This is a genomic window from Kitasatospora sp. NPDC029367, assembly GCF_055569135.1.
On record NZ_JBVHYH010000009.1, the window covers coordinates 39,917 to 59,615 of the forward strand.

Genomic DNA, 19,699 nt, shown 5'->3' on the forward strand with positions numbered 1-19,699 from the left:
GGGCCGGGACTCCGGCCGTAGTGTTTCCCCCTCCTGTGGGGAGAAAGCGCCCCTCCGGCAGGAGGGGTCAGGGCTGGGTGTAGCCGCTGAGGAAGTCGCCGATCCTGGTCACCGCGTCGGTGATCTCCTCCGGCCGCGGCAGCGTGACCAGTCGGAAGTGGTCCGGCTCGGGCCAGTTGAAGCCGGTGCCCTGGACCAGCAGGATGCGCTGGGAGCGCAGCAGGTCCAGCACCATCTGGGCGTCGTCCTTGATCTTGTAGACCTTCGGGTCCAGCCGGGGGAAGGCGTACAGAGCGCCCTTCGGCTTGACGCAGCTCACGCCGGGGATCTGGTTGAGCAGCTCGTACGCGGCGTCGCGGGAGGCGAGCAGCCGGCCGCCGGGCAGTACCAGGTCCTTGATCGACTGTCGTCCGCCGAGCGCGGCGGCCACCGCGTGCTGGGCCGGCATGTTGGCGCACAGCCGCATCGAGGCGAGCACGGTCAGGCCCTCGACGTAGCTGCGGGCGCGCTGCCGGTCGCCGGAGAGCACCATCCAGCCGGAGCGGAAGCCCGCGACCCGGTACGCCTTGGACAGTCCGTTGAAGGTGACGCAGAAGAGGTCCGGGGCCAGGGTGGCCAGCGGGACGTGCTCGGCGTCGTCGTAGAGGATCTTGTCGTAGATCTCGTCCGCGTAGACCACCAGCTGGTGCCGGCGGGCGATCTCGGCGATGCCCTCCAGCACCTCGCGCGGGTAGACCGCGCCGGTCGGGTTGTTCGGGTTGATCACCACGATGGCCCTGGTCCGGTCGGTGACCTTGGCCTCGATGTCGGCGAGGTCCGGGTACCACTCGGACTGCTCGTCGCAGCGGTAGTGCACCGCGGTGCCGCCGGCCAGCGAGACCGAGGCCGTCCACAGCGGGTAGTCCGGCGCCGGGACGAGCACCTCGTCGCCGTCGTCCAGCAGCGCGGTCATGGCGAGCTGGATCAGCTCGGAGACGCCGTTGCCGAGGAAGACGTCGTCGACCGAGAGCCCGTGCAGGCCGCGCTCCTCGTAGTGCATCACCACGGCGCGGCGGGCCGAGAGCAGGCCCTTGGAGTCGCCGTACCCGTGCGCGTTCGCGAGGTTGCGCAGGATGTCCTGGAGGATCTCCGGGGGCGCCTCGAAGCCGAAGGTGGCCGGGTTGCCGGTGTTGAGCTTGAGGATGCGGTGGCCCTGTTCCTCCAGCCGCATCGCCTCGTCGAGCACCGGGCCGCGGATGTCGTAGCAGACGTTGGCGAGCTTGCTGGACTGGATGACCTGCATGCCTGCCTACTTTAGGGGCACGCCGGGGCCCGGCGCCGGGTGTCCGGGGGGACGGCTCGCCGAGCCCGGAAGGGCCTCCTTGGATCACCAGGCGGGGGTGTCGAACGGCCTTCCAAACCGCTGCCCGGATGTCCGGAATGCTCGCGTATGCGAGGAACGCCGTCGATCCCTGCGGCGGATTCTCCGCCGGAACGAGACGGACGGCACACCGGCCGCCCGCCCCGGGCGGGAAGATGGGGCCGGTCGGTCGCCGGAGAGAAGCCGACAGAGCGAAGCTGACAAGGAGAAGGGGGAGTGCCGGTGGTGACGGTCGTGGCCGGGGCGGTGCTGGTCGCCCTCCTGCTGGCTCCCGTGCTGCGCGCGCTGGTCGCCCGCTTCGCCGTGCCCGAGGGTGAACCCTGGTGCGAGGCCTGCCCGTTGTGCGGGCGCCCGGTGGGGCGGCTGCTGCCGCCGACCGGTCGCTGCCCGGGCTGCCGGGGGCGGCTGGGGGCCGGGCCGGGGGCGGTGGAGGCGGTCGCCGCGGCGGTCGCGGTCGCGGTCGCCTGGGCGGCGGACGGCCCGCAGGCGGCGGCGCTCGCCTGGGCGGGCGCGTTCGGGGTGGCGCTCGGCTTCACCGACGCCCGGGTGCGCCGGCTGCCGTACCGGCTGACCGGGCCGCTGCTGGCCGGGGTGGCCGTGCTGCTGGCGGTGGCGGCGCTGGCCGAGGGGCGCCCGGGGGTGCTGCTGCGCTGCCTGCTGGTCGCGCTGGCCGTCGGCGCACTGCTCGAAGTCGCCGTCCAGATCGGCGCGTTGGGCCCCGGGGACTCACCGCTCGGGCTTGCCCTGGGCGGGCTGCTGGGCTGGTACGGCTGGTGGGTCGCGATCGGTGGGCTGGCCGCGGCCGTGGTGCTCGCCGGCCTGTGGGGCACCCTGCGGGTCGCCGCCCTGCTGGTCCGCCGGAGCCCGTGGCGCGGACTGGAGGTCCCGGTCGGCCCCTTCCTGCTGCTCGGTGCGCTCACCGCGGTGCTGGCGCGGTAGCGGCGGGGCCCGCCGTACCGGACCGGTACGACGGGCCCCGCCGTCGGCGCGCCGGCCCCACCCTCAAGGAGTGGCGCGCCGAGGGGAGTTGGGCCTGGAAGCGGCTCAGGGCAGCTTGTGGACGAACGGGCCGACCGTGTTGGAGAAGGCGTTGCCGTTGTTGGCGTCCCAGTTGGTGGACCAGGTCATCGCGCCCCGGATGGTGGGCCACTTGGCCGGCGGCACGAAGCTGCCGCAGTTGTTGCCGGTGGCCAGGCAGTTGAGCGCGTTGTTCACCACCGACGGGTCGACGTAGCCGCCGCCGGCCGCCTTGGCGGAGGCCGGGACGCCGATGCCGACCTGGTCGGGCCGCAGGCCGCCCTGGATGTGGGTGCAGACCTGCGAGGTGATGAAGTCGACCGTGCCCTGGTTGTAGACCTTGCCGTCGCAGCCGTTCATCCCGCCCGAGTTGTAGAACTGGGTGTTGACGACGGTCAGGATGTCCTTGGTGGCCAGCGCCAGCTGGAAGTAGGCGCCGGAGGTGCTGTACATCCCGATGGTCTCGGGGGCCATGGTCAGCACGAAGCCGGGGCCGACCTTGGCCTGCAGGGAGTGCAGCGCGGCCCCGAGCGGGCCGGCCTGGACGCCGTTCTCCAGGTCGACGTCGATGCCGTCGAAGCCGTAGTCCTTGATGATCGCGTAGGCGCTGTCGGCGAAGTTCGCCCCGGCGGTGGCGTCGCCGACGGTGATCGCGCCGTTCTGGCCGCCGATGGAGAGGACGACCTTCTTGCCGGCCGCCTGCTTGGCCTTGATGTCGGCGCGGAACTGGGCGTCGGTGTAGCCGCCGAGCGCCTTGGACAGGCCCGGGTCCAGGGTGAAGCTGATCGCGCCGGTCCGGGTGGGCACGGCGTCGGCGAAGGAGACCGCGATGATGTCGTACGCGCTCTGCACGTCGCCCAGGCGCTGCGGGGTCGAGCCGTTGTCGAAGTTCTGCCAGTAGCCGGTGACCGCGTGGGCCGGCAGGCCGGTGGCCGGCGGGGTGGTGGCGGTCGGGGTCGGCGTGGCCGTCGCGGTAGGCGTCGCGGTGGGCGTCGCGGTGGGGGTCTGGGTCGGGGTCGCCGTGGCGGTGGCCGTCGGCGTCGGGGTCGGCGTCCGGGTGGGGGTGGCCGTCGGGGACGGCGTGGAGGTGCCGCCCGGTCCGACCAGCGCGACGTCGTCGGCGAGGTAGGCGCCCTGCCCGTACCAGCCGTGCAGGTAGACGGTGACGCTGGTGGCGTTCGCCCCGGTGGTGAAGGTGCTGGTCAGCTGGTTCCAGCTGCTCTGGTTCGACCAGGTGGACGGGTCCGTCCCGCCGGTGCCGCGCGCACCGAGGTAGACGTACGGGCCCTGCACCCAGGCGCTCAGGGTGTAGCTGGTGTTGGGCAGCACGCTGATGGTCTGGGTGCACTCCGCGGTGTCGCTCGCACCGGGGGCGGCCTGCAGCGCGCCGGTGCCGGAGTGGGTCGGCGAGGACACCGCGGTCGCGCCGCCGGTGCAGGACCAGCCGGCCAGTCCGTTCTCGAAGCCGCCGTTGCCGACCAGGTTGCCGTCCGCCGCGCTGGCGCCGCCGGCGAAGAGGGCGAGGCCGCCGCCGGCCAGGGCGAGGGCGGTGGCGCCGGCCGCGAGGGCCGGGAGGGGGCTGCGCCGGCGCCGGTGCGCGGGCTGCTGCGGGGTACGGGCCATGGGGTGACGCTCCTGGGGGAGGAGCGGCCGCCGCGGTGGGGGGCGCGGCGGCCGCGTGTGGGGGAGGGGAGGTCCGCGGGTGACTCCGGGGGGCGGGATCGTTTCGTTCCGCCTCGGGTCAAAAGCTGGACTAGACCATTGCCGGTCGTCAAGGACGCAACATCCGGCTTACGGCTCCCTTAAGGAATCGGAGACCGTTCCGTGTCCACCCCCGGCACACCGCCCCGCAGGCCGTGACGCGCCCGTCGCGACAGACTTCGCACAGGACCGTGACCAGACCGCTACCTGCGGCTTTACCGCGTGCCTGCGCGCGGGAGTAGGCTGCGCCGGGGCGGTGACGCACCAGCCTGAACGAGTACGGAGGGGCCGGGAAACCATGGGTCTGCGCGATGTCGCCGAACGGACGCCGGGGCTGCGCACCCTGTTGGGCGGGCTGTACGGGCTCTACGGCCGACGGGTCGAGGTCCACCTCGCGCGCACCCCGCACCACATCGGCGTGATCCTGGACGGCAACCGCCGCTGGGCCAAGGCCGCCGGCGGCTCCACCGCGTACGGCCACCAGCGCGGCGCCGACAAGATCAGCGAGTTCCTCGGCTGGTGCGACGAGACCCACGTCAAGGTCGTCACCCTGTGGATGCTCTCCACCGACAACCTGGACCGCCCCGCCGACGAGCTGGTCCCGCTGCTCGGCATCATCGAGGACGCCGTCACCGGCCTGGCCGCCGCCCGCCGCTGGCGGGTCAACCCGGTCGGCGCGCTGGACCTGCTCCCGCAGCACACCGCCGACGTGCTCAAGCGCGCCGCCGAGGAGACCGCCGGGATCGACGGCATCACCGTCAACGTCGCGGTCGGCTACGGCGGCCGGCACGAGATCGCCGACGCCGTCCGCTCGCTGCTCCAGGAGCACGCCGGGCGCGGCACCCCGATCGAGGAACTGGCCGAGATCCTGACCGTCGAGCACATCTCGGAGCACCTCTACACCGCCAACCAGCCCGACCCGGACCTGATCATCCGCACCTCGGGCGAGCAGCGGCTGTCCGGATTCCTGCTCTGGCAGAGCGCCCACAGCGAGTTCTACTTCTGCGAGGCGTACTGGCCGGCCTTCCGCAAGGTCGACTTCCTGCGCGCGCTGCGCGCCTTCGAACAGCGGCACCGGCGGCTCGGCCTCTGATCCGGCGCCCGCCCGGCCCGCCGGTGGGCCCACCGGGCCTCCCGCCGGGCTCGCCGGGGGCGCCCGAGCGGCCGTTCCCCGAGCGGATCCCGGCCCCTCGGCCGTGCGTCCGGGCGAAATGACCGCCGTAGGCCTGGCCTACCCGGGCCGCGCGCGAGGCCAAACGTTCACCGGCAATGATCCGTCAGTTCGCCGGGGGCGCGAATGCACCGCTCCCCGCCTGGGAATACTCCAGTCAGTCCGGTCCCGAGGCCACCGGGGCAGCGGGGGCCGGCTTGCCGCGGATGACGCAGGGTCATCCGCTCTGGAGGCCTAGTGGTCAGTTCCAAGAGCCGCCGGACACCAGACCGGCGCACGTACGTTCTCGACACCAGCGTGCTCCTGGCGGACCCGCTCGCCATGACCCGCTTCGAGGAGCACGAGGTCGTCCTCCCGGTGGTGGTCGTCACCGAGCTGGAGGCCAAGCGCCACCACCCCGAGCTGGGCTACTTCGCCCGCCAGGCGCTGCGCCTGCTCGACGACTACCGCATCCGCCACGGCCGGCTCGACGAGCCGATCCCGGTGGGCGAGCTGGGCGGGACGATCCGGGTGGAGCTCAACCACTCGGACGTCTCGATACTGCCGGTCGGCTACCGGGCGGGCGGAGGCGAGGCGGACACCCGGATCCTGGCGGTCGCCCGCAACCTCCAGGCCGAGGGCTACGACGTCACCGTCGTCTCCAAGGACCTCCCGCTGCGGATCAAGGCCAGCTCGGTGGGCCTGCTCGCGGAGGAGTACCGGGCCGAGCTCGCGATCACCTCCGGCTGGACGGGCATGTCCGAGCTGCACGTCGCGGCCGACCAGGTCGACGCGCTGTTCGCGGCCGGCCAGGACGCCGCCGTGGACATCGACGGGGTCGACGAGCTCCCGGTGCACACCGGTCTGGTGCTCACCTCGGAGCGCGGCCGGGCACTCGGCCGGGTCACCGGCGACGGACGGGTCCGGTTGGTGCGCGGCGAGCGCGAGGCCTTCGGGCTGCGCGGGCGCAGCGCCGAGCAGCGGGTGGCGCTGGACCTGCTGCTCGATCCGGACATCGGCATCGTGTCGATGGGCGGCCGGGCCGGGACGGGCAAGTCGGCGCTGGCGCTGTGCGCCGGGCTGGAGGCGGTGCTGGAGCGGAGGCAGCACCGCAAGGTGATGGTCTTCCGGCCGCTGTACGCGGTCGGCGGCCAGGAGCTCGGCTACCTGCCCGGCAGCGAGGCGGAGAAGATGGGCCCTTGGGCCCAGGCGGTCTTCGACACCCTCTCGGCGGTCACCACCCCGGACGTGATCGAGGAGGTCATCGGCCGGGGGATGCTGGAGGTGCTGCCGCTGACCCACATCCGGGGGCGTTCGCTGCACGACGCCTTCGTGATCGTGGACGAGGCCCAGTCGCTGGAGCGGAACGTCCTGCTGACGGTGCTGTCCCGGATCGGCCAGGGCTCGCGGGTGGTGCTCACCCACGACGTGGCGCAGCGGGACAACCTCCGGGTCGGCCGGTACGACGGCGTGGTGGCCGTGGTGGAGAAGTTGAAGGGGCATCCGCTCTTCGCGCACATCACGCTCACCCGCTCGGAGCGGTCGCCGATCGCGGCGCTGGTCACGGAGATGCTGGAGGACATCCACCCGTGAACCGTCCCTGAACGGGACATAGTCGGACAATAGGTTCAACTTGCTGTACGGGGCCCGCTCCTGACGGAGCGGGCCCCGTCCCTTTCATCACATCGAGTGCTTTCTGTCCGGAGAACTTCCGTACGGTGAATGTGACATGCGCCACGCAGGCGGGAATTGCGTCGACAGTGCCCGGTGCGGCATGGTGTGGGTTCTGTCAGGCCCCGCGTACGGCGCGGCAGGACCTCCGCCCGTCGGAGGCCCGGCCCCGGAAGGTCCGCCAACTCCGGTCGGTGGACACACAATTGAAGACCGTTGAGCCGTACGCCGCCCGATTCCAACGCCCGGTCGCCGCAATCCGACCGGACGCCGGGCCAGTACCTCCCGTGACCAGAGCACCTGCGGAGGTCCGTGCCAAGGGGCATGTTGCGTCCGCACGGTCACGCGTGGGCGATGCTGGAAGGAATCCATGTGACTCGGATCTCGGTCCGGGGAGTTGCTGTGGCCTCTGCCACCGCGGTCACCGCTGTCGGTGCCGTCGTGGGCATGGCCTCGGGCAGCGAGGGCAAGACCACGCAGACGGTCGACGTCGCCGGCGCGACCCTGCTCGCCGAAGTCCCCTCTGGCTCCCAGGCACAGGCCATCAGTGACAACATCGGCCAGCAGGCGACCGCCCAGCAGGCCTCCGCCGACGCCGCCGCCAAGGCTGCCGCCGAGCAGAAGGCCGCCGAGGAGGCCGCGCGCCAGAAGGCCGCCGCGGACGCCCAGGCGAAGGCCGACGCCCAGGCCAAGGCCGACGCGGACAAGGCCGCCAAGGCCGCCGCCGACCAGCGGGCCGCCGCCGACGCCGCCGCCAACCGCTCCAAGGCGCGGTCGGCGATGTCCGCGGTGGACAACAGCGCGCCCCCCGTCTCGGTCAGCCCCGGCTCCGTCCAGGACATGGCCCGGCAGATCGTCGGCAACGACACCCAGTTCCAGTGTTTCAGCCAGATCGTGAAGCGCGAGAGCGGCTGGGACTACACCGCGACCAACAGCGGCTCCGGCGCCTACGGCCTGGTCCAGGCGCTGCCCGGCTCCAAGATGGCCTCGGCCGGTGCCGACTGGCGCACCAACCCGGCCACCCAGATCAAGTGGGGCCTCAGCTACATGAACAGCCGCTACGGCAGCCCCTGCGGCGCCTGGTCGTTCTGGCAGGCCCACAGCTGGTACTAGGAGGACCCGCCGCCCCCGGGTGGCGCGACTCCCCGCGGCCTCCGGCCGCTCGTCCCCTTCGACGAGCAGCCGGGGGCCGCGGCGTTCCCGGGCGCGCCGGGTGGGGCGGCCGGGAAAGGGCGGGCCGCGCCGCCCGGGCTGCGCTGACCAAGGCGCCCACGGGCGGTGCGGTCCTGGTGCGGACGCGGGGCGCGGGGAGGGGTCCTGGTAGCTCCCCGCACCGGCCGGTCCGCCGGCGGTTGGCTCACATGGGATGGATGGGTTGATCCGGACGACCGGGCCCTACGGCACCGGTCGGCCCGATGGGACGACTCGGTATCCCGTTCGAAGTCCTCCCCCGTCGCGCCGGGGCGAAACCACCTGGAACCTGGCGTTTTGTCCTGTTTCGTGGGGTGAAGCGATCGAAGCCGAACCCCACGGCGGGCGGACTCGCCCCGTCCCCGCCGGGTAGCGTCATCCCTGACGGCCGTGGTGCGACCCACGGCGTTGCCGCCGGGCTCGGCGGATCCGGCAGGGAAGCGGTGGTAGCGAGGATGGCGCGGGGCGGAAAGGCTTTCAAGGCCGTGGCCAAGGGCATGGCCGTGGTGGCGAGTGCGGCCGCCGTGATCGAACGGCGCCGGCGCGCCGCGATGGCGGCCGACCCGCACGAGCTCCCCGTACCGGCCCTCGCCGAGGCGCCCGGCCCCGTCCCGGTGCCGCGCACCGACCCCGCGCCGGCGGCCGCGCCGCTCGCCGCCGGGGTGGCGCCCGCGGCCGAGGCCGATGCCGAGGCCCCGGCCCTTCCCCCGGCGCCCGCGACCGTGACGGCCACGCCCCCCGCTCACAGCGGATTCGGCCGCGAGTACCACCCCGGCCGGCCCGCCACCCCCGCCGAGGCGGTGCCGTGGGGCCTGCGGGTCGCCGCCGAGTCGACCTGGCGGCTGCTGCTGCTCGGCGCCGCGCTCTACGTCGTCTTCTACGTCGTCGACATGCTGCGGCTGGTCGCCTTCTCGGTGCTGGCCTCGCTGCTGATCACCGCGCTGCTGGAGCCCTCGGTCTCCTGGCTGCGCCGGCGCGGGGTGCCGCGCTCGCTCGCGGCCGGCGGGGTCTTCCTCAGCGGTCTGGCCGGGATCGGACTGGTCGGCTGGTTCGTGGTCTGGCAGGTGTCCACCAACCTGCCGGACGTCACCGCCCAGGTGAAGGACGGCGTCAACCAGCTGCGGGACTGGCTGATCACCGGGCCGCTGCACCTGACCCAGCAGCAGATCAAGGACTTCGCCGACCAGATCACCAAGGCGATCACCACCAACACCGATCAGCTCACCTCGGCCTCGATCACCGGCGCGCAGATCGCCGTCGAGATCCTGACCGCGCTTCTGATGACCTTCTTCACCACCTTCTTCCTCCTCTACGACGGCTCCAGGATCTGGAACTGGGCGCTGCGCGGCCTGCCCCGGCAGTCCCGCTTCGCGATGGCCGGAGCCGGGCCCAAGGCCTGGACCACGCTCACCGCGTACGTGCGCGGCACCGTCTGCGTGGCCTTCATCGACGCGCTCTGCATCGGCATCGGCGTCGACCTGCTGGGCGTGCCGCTGGCCATGCCGCTGGCCGTGATCATCTTCCTGGGCGCCTTCGTCCCGCTGGTCGGCGCCCTCGTCACCGGCACGGTCGCCGTCCTGATCGCCCTGGTCACCCAGGGGCCGTGGACGGCGCTGATGGTGCTGGTCGTCCTGATCGCCGTGATGCAGGTGGAGAGCCACATCCTCCAGCCGCTCATCCTCGGCCGCGCCGTCCGGGTCCACCCGCTCGGCGTGGTCCTCGGCGTCGCGGCCGGCGGCATCATCGGCGGCATCGGCGGCGCGGTCGTCGCCGTGCCGCTGATCGCCGTCACCAACACCGTGGTCGGCCACCTGCGCCGCCGCAACGAGGCCGGCCAGGCGGTCTTCACCGCCCTCGAAGCCGCCCGCGAGGCCGCCGAACGCACGGCCGCCACCCGGCCGGCGGCTCAGCCGGCCGCCGACTGACCGAGGGCGGACAGGGCGGACAGTACGGCGGCGCCGGCCGCCACGACCGCCAGCCCCACCACCGCGCCGGTCGCGACCACGGCCTCCCGCACGGCCCAGTGCCAGCGGCCCGGCGAACCGCGCCGCAGCGCCCTGCGGGTCAGCACGGCCCCGAGCACCGGACCGCTCCAGGGCAGCCCCACCGCCCAGAGCAGTCCGTAGTACCCGTGCCAGGGCGGGGCCTCGGAGGCGAACGCCGTCCAGACCACCGCGACGAGGCAGACCGCTGCCCAGAGGAGGGTGACCAGCACCGTCCACCAGCCTCCGCCGGACTGTGGCTGCCGCGGCTCCCGCGGGGTGCCGGGGCGAAGGTCAGTCATGACGTCCGGCCGCCGGGGTGATCCGGCTGGCGTGGCCGCTGACGATCCGTCCGATGTTGTCGACCGAGGTGCGGTCCTCGCCCGGGCCGTCGTCCCAGTAGGACGAGTGCGCGGTGAAGTCGGGGGACCCGCCGTCCACGGCGAAGCGGTGGGCGCCGAAGTCGACGCTCGCCGGATCCCTGGTGAACCAGCCCAGGTGCGAGATGTGGTCCCAGGAGGCGGCGCCGACGTAGGTGTGATCGGCTCCCACGGAGAACTCGGAGGCGTGGAAGGCGTCGGTGCCGGGACTGCCGACCAGGATGACGTCGTCGGCCGCGATCCCGGTCGGTTTCCTCGCGGCGAGGCCGACCAGGAGCGAACCGAAGCTGTGGCCCTCGGCCGTGACATGGGCCGGTGCGCCCTGGTGGGTGACGCGCTGCCCTTCGAGGAACCTGCGGTAGGCGTCGACGCCGCCCTGCGCGCGGCTCAGGTCGCCGGCCTCCGGGAAGCTGAGCGGCGCGTCGTACCCCAGCCAGGCGATGGACGCGGTGCTGCGGGTCGGGTCGGCGCGCTGGGCCGCGTCGTACACGGCTTTCGCCCGGTCCGCGTCGCCGCCGCCGATGCGCTGGAGGTCGGTGCCCAGGCCGCCGACCAGGGAGGTGACGTCGTCGGCGGTGTCGGGGTTGCCGAAGGAGATGATGCCGCGCCCCTGGCCTTCCCCACTGATGCCGAGCAGGAAGACCGGCGGTTCCGTTCCGTCGGTCCGGCGCAGTCGCTCGGCGATCCTGCGGTACCCGGCCAGCCTCAGCTCGTCGTGCGGATCGGACGACCGGCCACCCCGCTCGTACTCGGCGATCAGTCTCGGCAGGAGGATCCGGTTGGCCTGGTTCCTGGCGACCGCGGGGACGCCGTCGCGGTTGCCGACCAGGTCCGGGTGCTCGTGGATGAGCCACTGCTGCTTGTCGGGGGGCAGCGCATTCCACCAGGCATTGACCTCGGTGGGCGGTGCATCGTCCTTGGGGACGCTGCCGAGCAGCAGGCCGTCCGGGGCGAGGGTGGGGTCGAGCCGGTCCCTGAGGGCGGCGCCCGAGTCGAGACCCGTGCCGTCCTGGGCACGATCGACGTAGTGCTGGAGCCGGGCGGCGATGGCCTGATCGACGGCTTCGGCCTCGGTCAGGGCGGTCGAGATGCGGGCGGCGAGGGCTTTGGCGACGCGCTCACAGCTCCTCCGGTACTCGGGGTCGTGCTGGTCGGCGTAGCTGCCGGGCGGCCAGGAGACCGCGCCGTGGGCGTCGACGGACAGGCCGGCCTTCTGCGCGTCGGTCAATGCCGTGCGCAGCGCGGACTGGGCGAGGGCCAGTGCGTCGGCGCCGACGCGGATGCTCCTGCCGATCTGCCCGATCTCACTGTGGGCGGCTTTCAGCTCGCCGGTGCTGCGGCGCAGCGCCGGCCGGGCCGCGTCGGAGGAGGGGCCGGCCCAGTCGGCGGCCGCGATGCGGCCGTCGACGGCATCGCGCCACGTGTCCACGTGCTGCCCGAAGGCGCTGTGCAGCTTGTCGTAGGCATCGGCCGCCGCGTACAGGTGGCTCAGGTCGGTGTCGCGCAGTGTGGCGAGGTCCATGCGGTCGCCCCCTAACCGAAGTGCAGCACGAAGTTGTGCTTCTGCTGTGCGGTCGGGCCCGCCGGGACGGTACGGGTGTCCGGGCCGAACGCCGTGCTGATCTGCTGGTCGGTGCTGCCGTAGCCGAGGCCCGCGTCGATCAGGCCTCGGCCCTGTCGGCCCAACGTGGTGTGCAGGTCTGTCAGCAGGGTGTTCCAGGCGTTTGTGCAGGCGCCGAGTGCGGTGCCGCACCGGAGGCCGGCCAGTCCGGAGGCGGACTGGTTCGAGGCCTCGAGCAGGGCTTTGAGCTCACCGGGGATCTGCCCGGCCGTTTCGAGGGCGGTGCCACCGGTCTGCTGGAGTTCGTCCGGGTTGGCACGGAAGCCCCCGCCGTTCTCCGGATGGTCGGACATCGCGGCTCCCCCTCGGACCGAATGTCGTGCACGGATCGCCTTGCACTGTAGCCGAGTTGGGCTTGCCTGGGGCCGGAAACGCCGAGGGGCCCCTCCGTGCGGAGGGGCCCCTCGGGTGGTGCGGGTGGGTCAGGCGTTGACGTCGGCGAGGGCGGCCTCGGAGTCGAGGACGCCGGCCACGGCCTGGAGGACGGCGGCGATCTTCATCGAGGCCTGGATGACCTCACGGTCGACGCCGGCCTTGCGCAGCACGGCCTCGTGCGAGTCGAGGCACTGGCCGCAGCCGTTGATGGCCGAGACGGCGAAGCACCAGAGCTCGAAGTCGATCTTCTCGACGCCCGGGGTGCCGATGATGTTCATCCGCAGACCGGCCCGCATCGTGCTGTACTCCTTGTCGGAGAGCAGGTGCAGCGTCCGGTAGTAGACGTTGTTCATCCCCATGATCGCGGCCGCGCCCTTGGCGGCGGTGTACGCCTCCGGGGAGAGGTTGGCCTTGGCCTCGGGCTCCAGCTCGCGCAGCAGGCCGGGGCTGCGGGTGGCCATCGCGCAGGACAGCACGGTGCCCCAGAGCTGCTGGGCGGGGAGGTCGGAGTTGCCGATGACCGAGCCCAGGTTGAGCTTGAGGTCCTTGGCGTAGTCCGGAAGGGCGGCCTTCAGGTCGTCGAGGGCCATGGGTCAGCCCGCCAGGAGGGCCTGGGCGTCGAGGGTGTCCTCGCCCTTGTTCCAGTTGCACGGGCACAGCTCGTCGGTCTGCAGGGCGTCCAGCACCCGCAGGACCTCCTTGGGGTTACGGCCGACGGAGCCGGCGGTGACCATGACGAACTGGATCTCGTTGTTCGGGTCGACGATGAACACGGCGCGCTGGGCGGTGCCGTCCTCGCCCTCGACGCCGCAGGCGCGCATCAGCTCGTGCTTGATGTCGGCCAGCATCGGGAAGGGCAGGTCGCGCAGGTCCTTGTGGTCCTTGCGCCAGGCGTGGTGCACGAACTCGGAGTCGCCGGAGACGCCGAGGATCTGGGCGTCACGGTCGGCGAACTCGTCGTTCAGCTTGCCGAACGCGGCGATCTCGGTCGGGCAGACGAAGGTGAAGTCCATCGGCCAGAAGAAGACGATCTTCCACTTGCCCTCGTAGGTCTTGTGGTCGATGTCGGCGAAGGCGCTCGCGGCATCCAGGTCGACACAGGCCTTGAGGTCGAACTCGGGGAACTTGTCGCCGATCGTGAGCACGTTCGCTTCTCCTGAGGATGAGACTGCGGGGAGTTTTGTCCGGATTCCGGACGGCACCCACCATTCCACATCGTGGACTGATCAGGGAAATAGCTACACTTGATGTGTCTGATCGGAGATTGCTATCAGTACTGAACCACCCCTCTCTCGGCCCGCCCGGCGCGGGGCCGCCGCCGCCAAACCCGAGGCGGCTGTGGGGAGCACCACAGTCCGTACCCCGCGCACACCGACGGTCGCCCAGCTCAAGGCCTTCGTCGCGGTGGCGGAGCACCGGCACTTCCGGGAGGCCGCCGCCGCCACCGGGACCAGTCAGCCGGCGCTGTCCGGGGCGGTCGCGGCGCTGGAGGAGTCGCTGGGCGCGCAGCTGGTCGAGCGTACGACGCGCAAGGTGATCGTCACTCCGCTGGGGGAGCGTGTGCACGAGCACGCCCGCCGGGTGCTCGCCTCCTTGCAGGCCCTCACCGAGGAGGTCGACGCCGCCCGCCGTCCGTTCACCGGACCGCTGCACCTCGGGGTGATCCCGACCGTCGCACCGTACCTGCTGCCCACCGTGCTGCGGCTGGTCCGCGACCGCTTCCCGGAGCTTGAGCTGCACGTCCACGAGGAGCGCACCCCCTCGCTGCTGGAGGGCCTGGCCGCCGGGCGGCTGGACGTCCTGCTGCTCGCGCTCCCGGCCGGCGGCTCCTCGCCGACCCGGGACATCCCGCTGTTCGACGAGGACTTCGTCCTGGTCACCCCGCCCGGGCACCCGCTCGCCGGGCGGATCGACGTGCCGCGCGACGTGCTGCTCGACCTGGACGTGCTGCTGCTGGAGGAGGGCCACTGCCTGCGCGACCAGGCCCTCGACATCTGCCGCGAGGTCGGCGCCGACCCGGCCGGCTCCCCCACCCGCGCGGCGGGCCTGTCCACCCTGGTCCAACTCGTCGCCGGGGGGCTCGGGGTGACGCTGCTGCCGGCCACCGCGCTGGACGTCGAGGCCGGCCGCACCGACCGGCTCGCCGCCGTACGGTTCGCCGCCCCGGCGCCCGGCCGCCGGATCGGGCTGGCCGTCCGGCCGGGTTCGGCCCGCAGTGCCGAGTACGAGCGCTTCGGTGCGGCGCTGCGCGAGGTGCTGGCCGAGCTGCCGGTCCGGATCGTCGACGGGCCCTGAGGCGTCAGTGCGCCGCCGGCGCGCCGAGGCAGAGGCCGACCGTGGTCGCCACCAGCAGGTCCAGCGCCTCCAGGGTGTCCGGCGCGGGCGCCTCGCCCGGCAGGCTCCGGATCAGGTGGCGGGCCGTCAGGCCGTCGAAGCCGGTCAGGAAGTGGGCGGCGATCCGGTCGGCGGGCAGCGCCAGGGTCAGCCCGTGGGCGCCGGCGAGGGCGGTGAGCATCTCGGTGGCGGTGCCCTCCATGGCGTGCTGCAGCCCGAGCATGATCTCCCGGACGTCCGGGTCGCGCATCGCCAGCGTCTCGAACTCGCTGAGCAGGATGCACCGCCCGTCCTCGCCGGTGGCGGCCTCCCAGAGGGCGTGGACCAGGGTGCGGATCTGGTCGCCGAAGGGCCCGTCGCCGGGTGAGGCGGCGCGCACCTGCTCGATGAACTGGGCGGTGACCTCCTCGACGACGGCCCGGTAGAGGTCCTTCTTGGTGCCGAAGGTGTAGTGCACCGTCGCCTGTGCCACGCCCAGCTCCGCCGCGATCGCGCGGGTGCTGCCGGCGGAGACCCCTTCCCGGGTCATCAGGTCGATCGCGGCCCGGACCAGCTGCGGTCGGCGTTCGGAGGCGGGGACATGAGCCATTCAGCCAGGGTAGCGCCATGGTCGGGCAACTGTGTCGATCGATTTGGTCGGTCAACTTTGTCACCTGACAAAGTTGGGTCTACCGTGGGAGGGGTTCGCTCAGGCACCCGCCTGGCATCCACCCGTCCGCCGACCGCACCGCGAGGGGTCAGACCTTGGCCACGTACCTGTACCGACTGGGCCGTTACTGCTTCCGGAGAAGGCGCGCCGTGCTGGCCGTCTGGGTCGCGCTGCTGATCGCCGTGGGTGGGGCCGCGGGCGCCCTCGCGGGCAGCACCAGCGACGAGTTCAAGGTCCCGGGCACCGAGGCCCAGGCCACCCTGGACCGGATCAAGGACACCTTCCCCGAGCAGGGCCACGGCTCCGCCCAGGTGGTCTTCGCCGCCCCGGCGCCCGGCGGCATCGCCTCGCCCGAGACGGGCAAGGCGGTCGGCGAGGCCGTTTCCCGGATCGCCCACGTCCCCGGCGTGGCCGCGGTGCCCGACCCGTACGCCACCGGCGCGGTCTCCCCGGACGGCAGGGTCGCGATCGCGCTGGTCTCCTTCGACCACAAGCTCGCCGAGGTCACCGACCAGCAGCGGGACGCCGTCCGGGCCGCCGCCGAGCCGGCCCGCGCGGCCGGGCTGGAGGTGGCCTTCGGCGGCGACGCGTACAACAGGTTCGCCCAGATCGAGGGCGGCTCCGAGGCGATCGGCCTGGTGGTGGCCGGGCTGGTGCTGGTGATCACCCTCGGCACCCTGGTCGCGGCCGGGCTGCCGCTGCTGACCGCGCTGGTCGGCGTCGCCGTCGCGATGGCCGGGCTGCTGGCGCTCACCGGCTCGTTCGAGATCATCACCACCGCGCCGGTGCTGGCCCTGATGGTCGGCCTCGCGGTCGGCATCGACTACGCGCTGTTCATCCTGTTCCGCCACCGCCGCCACCTGGCCGAGGGCCTGGAGCCCGAGGAGTCCGCCGCCCGGGCCACCGCGACCGCCGGCAGCGCCGTCGTCTTCGCCGGGCTGACCGTGGTCGTGGCGCTCGCCGGACTGGCCGTCGCCGGCGTCCCGTTCCTCACCGTGATGGGCCTGGCCGCCTCCGGCGCCGTCGTGGTGGCCGTCCTGGTCGCGATCACCCTGCTGCCCGCGGTGCTCGGCTTCACCGGCCGCGCGATCGACCGGCTGCCGGTCTGGAAGCGGGCGCTGACCACCCACGGCAAGGTCACCGTCGGTGAGCGCTGGGCCCGCTTCGTGGTCCGCCGCCCGCTGCCCGTGCTGCTGGTCGGCCTGGCCGGGCTGGGCGCCCTGGCGGTGCCCGCCGCGAGCCTGGACCTCGGCCTGCCGGGCGGCGGCTCACAGGCCGTCGGGACGGACGCCCGCAAGGCGTACGACCTGGTCAGCGACGGCTTCGGCCCGGGCTTCAACGCGCCGCTGGTGGTGGTCGTCGACGCCCACGGCGCACCGCGCCCCGAGCAGGCCGTCCAGGAGGTGGCGGGCCGGCTCCAGGGCTTGACGGGCGTGCGGACGCTGCTGCCGCCGAAGGTCGACGCGGCCAGCGGCACCGCCCTGGTGCCGGTCATCCCGAAGACCGGCCCGGACCACCAGGACACCCGGGCGCTGGTCAACGAGATCCGTGGCCAGCGCGACGGGATCCGGGCCGCGACCGGCGCGGGCATCGCCGTCACCGGCACCACCGCCGCCAACATCGACGTCTCCACCAAGCTCGGCCAGGCCCTGCCGCCGTTCGTCGCGGTGATCGTCGGCATCGCCCTGGTGCTGCTGGGGCTGGCCTTCCGCTCGGTGCTGGTGCCGCTCAAGGCGGTGCTGGGCTTCCTGCTCAGCATCCTGGCCTCGCTCGGCGCGGTGGTCGCGGTCTACCAGTGGGGCTGGCTGGACGGCCTGATCGACGTGCCCAAGGTCGGCCCGGTGGTCAGCTTCGTGCCGATCCTGCTGATCGGCGTGCTGTTCGGGCTGGCGATGGACTACGAGCTGTTCCTGGTCTCCGGGATGAAGGAGCAGTACGTCCACGGCAAGGCGCCGCGCGAGGCGGTCGTCGGCGGGGTGAAGGGCGGCGCCCGGGTGGTGACGGCGGCTGCGCTGATCATGATCTCGGTGTTCGGCGCCTTCGTGTTCGGGCACGACCCGATCGTCCAGCCGATCGGCTTCGCCCTCGCGGTGGGCGTGCTGGTGGACGCCTTCGTGGTGCGGATGGCCCTGGTGCCGGCCGCGATGGCGCTGTTCGGCAAGGCGGCCTGGTGGTTCCCGAAGCGGCTGGAGAAGGTCGTGCCGAAGGTCGACATGGAGGGCGAGCAGCTGATCGCCCGGCTGGAGGAGGAGCGCCGGTCGGCGAGGGAGCCCGCGGGGGTCTGACGGCTCGGCGGGCCCGGCGCGGCTGAGGGCTCGGAGGTGCCCGGTGGGATCCGCTCCCGCCGGGCACCGTCACGTCCCGGCGGGCAGCCGCTGCTCGAACCAGACCACCTTGCCGGTGCCCAGCCGGGTGGCGCCCCAGCGGTCCGCGCACCGGGCCACTATCTGCAGCCCGCGCCCGCGTTCGTCCTCCGGACCGGTACGGCGCGGCCGCGGCAGCAGCGGGCTGTCGTCGCCGACCTCGCAGCGCAGCCGGGTGGTGCGCACCAGGCTCAGGGTGACCGGACGGGTCGCGTGCTGGACGGCGTTGGTCACCAGCTCGCTGACCATCAGCTCGGTCGCCTCGCTCAGCTCGTCCAGCCCCCAGCGGCGCAGCGTGTGCGCGGCCAGCCGGCGGGCCCGGCCCGGCGTCTCGTTGCGCGGCTGCAGGTACCAGTGGGCGACGTCCCCGGCCGGGATGCCGTCGAAGCAGGCGCCCAGCAGGGCGATGTCGTCGCCGCGGTCCCCGGGCGGCAGGATCCGCAGCGCCTCCTGGCACAGCTGCTCGGGGGACTGCCAGCGGGCGGCCGCGATCCGCGCGCGGAGCACCTCCAGGCCGTCACTGAGCGGGCGGGTGCGGGTCTCCACCAGGCCGTCGGTGAACAGCAGCAGCGCCGATCCGGGCGGCGCGGGCAGCTCGACCGAGTTGAAGTCCACCCCGCCGACCCCGATCGGCGCCCCGGAGTCCAGCTCCACCAACTCGGCCGTGCCGTCCGGGCGGACCAGCACCGGCGGGACGTGCCCGGCGTTGGCCAGCACCACCCGGTTGGCGATCGGGTCGTACACCGCGTACACGCAGGTGGCCAGGTGCTGCTCGCGGCCGAGCCGCTGGGCCTGTTCGTCCAGGTGGTAGAGCACCTCGTGCGGCGGCAGGTCGAGCGCGGCCAAGGTCTGTGCGCTGGTGCGGAGTTGGCCCATGATGGCGGCCGAGGTGAGCGAGTGGCCCATCACGTCGCCGACGATCAGGGCGACCCGGTTGCCGGGCAGCGGCACCGCGTCGTACCAGTCGCCGCCGACCTGGGCGCCGCGCTCACCGGGCAGGTAGCGCTGGGCGAGCCGGACGCCGTGCGACTGCGGCAGCCGCAACGGCAGCATGCTGCGCTGGAGTTCGTTGGCTATCTCCCACTCGCGGGCGTACCGCAGCGCGGTGTCCACCGCCAGCCCCGCCTGGGTCGCCAGGTGCGCGGCGGTCGCGGTGTCGGCCGCGTCGAAGGCCGGCCGGCCGGTGCGTTCAGGGGGCCGGCGGATCAGCACCAGCAGACCGAGGACGGCCTTGCGGCCGCGCAGCGGCAGGGCCACCACCGAGGTGCCGGCCGCCAGCCGGGCCAGCCCGCGGGGGCCGTACACCTCGCGCAGCAGCGCCTCGGTGCGCTCGGCGGCGGGCGTGCCCAGGACGGCGGACTCGGCGGGCCGGCGGCTCAGCAGGATGTGCGCCAGCGCGCCGCCCCGGGTGACCGGGGTGGCCGGGCCGGTGTCCGCGGTCGAGCGGGAGCCGAAGCGCGAGCGGTGCCGGTCGTCCGCGCCGCTCTTGCGGCCGCGGCGGCCGATCCGGGTGCCGGTGCTGTGGTGGATCCGCAGCTCCTCCGGGAAGCCGGGCTCGCGCTCCACGTTGGGCAGCGGGTCGCGCAGGTGGACGACCGCGGCGTCGGCGAGGGTCGGGACCAGCACCCGGCCGATGTTGCGCAGGGTCGCGGCCAGGTCGAGGGCGCTGTTGATCCGCCGGGTCGCCGCGTCGAGGTAGGCGAGCCGGTCCGCCAGGCCGTCCGCCGCCCCGGTGCGGTCCGGCCGCGCCGTCGGAGGCTTCGCCGGGGCCGCGGCCCTGACCGGTTCGTCCGGCCGGGCCGGGATCCGGACGCGCTGACCCGGGACGGCGGGCGGCTGCTCCGCCTCGGTCTTGAGCTGGTCGCGCACGGCTGCCTGTCCTGGATTCGGTGTGGTCGGGAGGTC

Annotated in this window: 16 protein-coding genes; 7 read left to right on the top strand and 9 right to left on the bottom strand. The window is 73.3% G+C overall.

The window, feature by feature from the left end; translation table 11 throughout:
• Positions 1 to 67: 67 nt before the first annotated feature.
• Positions 68 to 1,282, bottom strand: a complete 1,215-nt coding sequence (locus ACZ4W5_RS07715; protein WP_360231004.1) for a pyridoxal phosphate-dependent aminotransferase — start codon at positions 1,280 to 1,282, stop codon at positions 68 to 70.
• Between the two features lie 294 nt (positions 1,283 to 1,576).
• Between ACZ4W5_RS07715 and ACZ4W5_RS07720 the strand changes: the two genes are divergently transcribed.
• Positions 1,577 to 2,299, top strand: coding sequence for a prepilin peptidase (locus ACZ4W5_RS07720; RefSeq protein ID WP_465653527.1), 723 nt, complete (start codon positions 1,577 to 1,579; stop codon positions 2,297 to 2,299).
• A gap of 105 nt (positions 2,300 to 2,404) precedes the next feature.
• On the opposite strand, the gene ACZ4W5_RS07725 is transcribed toward ACZ4W5_RS07720, so the two are convergent.
• On the bottom strand, positions 2,405 to 4,000 hold the full coding sequence (locus ACZ4W5_RS07725; protein WP_465653528.1) for a chitinase: 1,596 nt from the start codon (positions 3,998 to 4,000) through the stop codon (positions 2,405 to 2,407).
• 376 nt (positions 4,001 to 4,376) lie between these two features.
• Between ACZ4W5_RS07725 and ACZ4W5_RS07730 the strand changes: the two genes are divergently transcribed.
• The 4 genes from ACZ4W5_RS07730 (at position 4,377) to ACZ4W5_RS07745 (ending at position 10,015) form a co-directional block, all read left to right on the top strand.
• Positions 4,377 to 5,171, top strand: a complete 795-nt coding sequence (locus ACZ4W5_RS07730; protein WP_360230998.1) for an isoprenyl transferase — start codon at positions 4,377 to 4,379, stop codon at positions 5,169 to 5,171.
• Positions 5,172 to 5,486: 315 nt separating this feature from the next.
• Positions 5,487 to 6,821 carry a PhoH family protein gene (locus ACZ4W5_RS07735; RefSeq protein WP_465653529.1) on the top strand — a complete coding sequence of 445 codons (1,335 nt, stop codon included), beginning with the start codon at positions 5,487 to 5,489 and terminating at the stop codon, positions 6,819 to 6,821.
• A gap of 450 nt (positions 6,822 to 7,271) precedes the next feature.
• Positions 7,272 to 8,012 (top strand): aggregation-promoting factor C-terminal-like domain-containing protein, encoded by a 741-nt coding sequence (locus tag ACZ4W5_RS07740; protein ID WP_360230994.1) that lies wholly within the window; start codon positions 7,272 to 7,274, stop codon positions 8,010 to 8,012.
• A gap of 533 nt (positions 8,013 to 8,545) precedes the next feature.
• Entirely contained in the window at positions 8,546 to 10,015 is a 1,470-nt protein-coding gene (locus ACZ4W5_RS07745; protein WP_465653530.1) for an AI-2E family transporter, read from the top strand.
• Here the strand turns inward: ACZ4W5_RS07745 and ACZ4W5_RS07750 are convergent.
• From ACZ4W5_RS07750 to ACZ4W5_RS07770, 5 genes are all read right to left on the bottom strand, one after another.
• Positions 9,997 to 10,374, bottom strand: coding sequence for a hypothetical protein (locus tag ACZ4W5_RS07750; RefSeq protein ID WP_402487096.1), 378 nt, complete (start codon positions 10,372 to 10,374; stop codon positions 9,997 to 9,999). The genes ACZ4W5_RS07745 and ACZ4W5_RS07750 overlap by 19 nt on opposite strands.
• Positions 10,367 to 11,974 (bottom strand): alpha/beta hydrolase, encoded by a 1,608-nt coding sequence (locus ACZ4W5_RS07755; protein ID WP_465653531.1) that lies wholly within the window; start codon positions 11,972 to 11,974, stop codon positions 10,367 to 10,369. The genes ACZ4W5_RS07750 and ACZ4W5_RS07755 overlap by 8 nt, the downstream gene beginning before the upstream one ends.
• 11 nt (positions 11,975 to 11,985) lie before the next feature.
• Entirely contained in the window at positions 11,986 to 12,366 is a 381-nt protein-coding gene (locus ACZ4W5_RS07760; protein ID WP_402487100.1) for a hypothetical protein, read from the bottom strand.
• A 129-nt stretch (positions 12,367 to 12,495) separates the two neighbouring features.
• Positions 12,496 to 13,038, bottom strand: a complete 543-nt coding sequence (locus ACZ4W5_RS07765; RefSeq protein ID WP_360230986.1) for an alkyl hydroperoxide reductase — start codon at positions 13,036 to 13,038, stop codon at positions 12,496 to 12,498.
• A gap of 3 nt (positions 13,039 to 13,041) precedes the next feature.
• Positions 13,042 to 13,593 (bottom strand): peroxiredoxin, encoded by a 552-nt coding sequence (locus tag ACZ4W5_RS07770; protein WP_350506050.1) that lies wholly within the window; start codon positions 13,591 to 13,593, stop codon positions 13,042 to 13,044.
• A 193-nt stretch (positions 13,594 to 13,786) separates the two neighbouring features.
• Here ACZ4W5_RS07770 and ACZ4W5_RS07775 point away from each other — a divergent pair, with 193 nt between their 5' ends.
• On the top strand, positions 13,787 to 14,743 hold the full coding sequence (locus tag ACZ4W5_RS07775) for a LysR substrate-binding domain-containing protein (protein ID WP_465653532.1): 957 nt from the start codon (positions 13,787 to 13,789) through the stop codon (positions 14,741 to 14,743).
• 4 nt (positions 14,744 to 14,747) lie between these two features.
• Here ACZ4W5_RS07775 and ACZ4W5_RS07780 read toward each other — a convergent pair whose 3' ends face one another.
• The gene (locus tag ACZ4W5_RS07780; RefSeq protein ID WP_360230982.1) at positions 14,748 to 15,371 is read right to left on the bottom strand and encodes a TetR/AcrR family transcriptional regulator; all 624 of its coding nucleotides are present in this window, start codon (positions 15,369 to 15,371) and stop codon (positions 14,748 to 14,750) included.
• A gap of 155 nt (positions 15,372 to 15,526) precedes the next feature.
• Between ACZ4W5_RS07780 and ACZ4W5_RS07785 the strand changes: the two genes are divergently transcribed.
• Positions 15,527 to 17,716, top strand: coding sequence for an MMPL family transporter (locus ACZ4W5_RS07785; RefSeq protein ID WP_465653533.1), 2,190 nt, complete (start codon positions 15,527 to 15,529; stop codon positions 17,714 to 17,716).
• Positions 17,717 to 17,785: 69 nt separating this feature from the next.
• Here ACZ4W5_RS07785 and ACZ4W5_RS07790 read toward each other — a convergent pair whose 3' ends face one another.
• Positions 17,786 to 19,663 (bottom strand): ATP-binding SpoIIE family protein phosphatase, encoded by a 1,878-nt coding sequence (locus tag ACZ4W5_RS07790; protein ID WP_360230978.1) that lies wholly within the window; start codon positions 19,661 to 19,663, stop codon positions 17,786 to 17,788.
• Positions 19,664 to 19,699 lie beyond the last annotated feature (36 nt).

What these genes read in the sequence shown, in the direction of transcription:
- ACZ4W5_RS07730 (WP_360230998.1), top strand. Translation starts at nt 4,377, where the DNA reads ATGGGTCTGCGCGATGTCGCCGAACGGACGCCGGGGCTGCGCACCCTG.
- ACZ4W5_RS07780 (WP_360230982.1), bottom strand. Translation starts at nt 15,371, where the DNA reads ATGGCTCATGTCCCCGCCTCCGAACGCCGACCGCAGCTGGTCCGGGCC.
- ACZ4W5_RS07765 (WP_360230986.1), bottom strand. Translation starts at nt 13,038, where the DNA reads ATGGCCCTCGACGACCTGAAGGCCGCCCTTCCGGACTACGCCAAGGAC.
- ACZ4W5_RS07715 (WP_360231004.1), bottom strand. Translation starts at nt 1,282, where the DNA reads ATGCAGGTCATCCAGTCCAGCAAGCTCGCCAACGTCTGCTACGACATC.
- ACZ4W5_RS07750 (WP_402487096.1), bottom strand. Translation starts at nt 10,374, where the DNA reads ATGACTGACCTTCGCCCCGGCACCCCGCGGGAGCCGCGGCAGCCACAG.
- ACZ4W5_RS07760 (WP_402487100.1), bottom strand. Translation starts at nt 12,366, where the DNA reads ATGTCCGACCATCCGGAGAACGGCGGGGGCTTCCGTGCCAACCCGGAC.
- ACZ4W5_RS07725 (WP_465653528.1), bottom strand. Translation starts at nt 4,000, where the DNA reads ATGGCCCGTACCCCGCAGCAGCCCGCGCACCGGCGCCGGCGCAGCCCC.
- ACZ4W5_RS07745 (WP_465653530.1), top strand. Translation starts at nt 8,546, where the DNA reads ATGGCGCGGGGCGGAAAGGCTTTCAAGGCCGTGGCCAAGGGCATGGCC.
- ACZ4W5_RS07755 (WP_465653531.1), bottom strand. Translation starts at nt 11,974, where the DNA reads ATGGACCTCGCCACACTGCGCGACACCGACCTGAGCCACCTGTACGCG.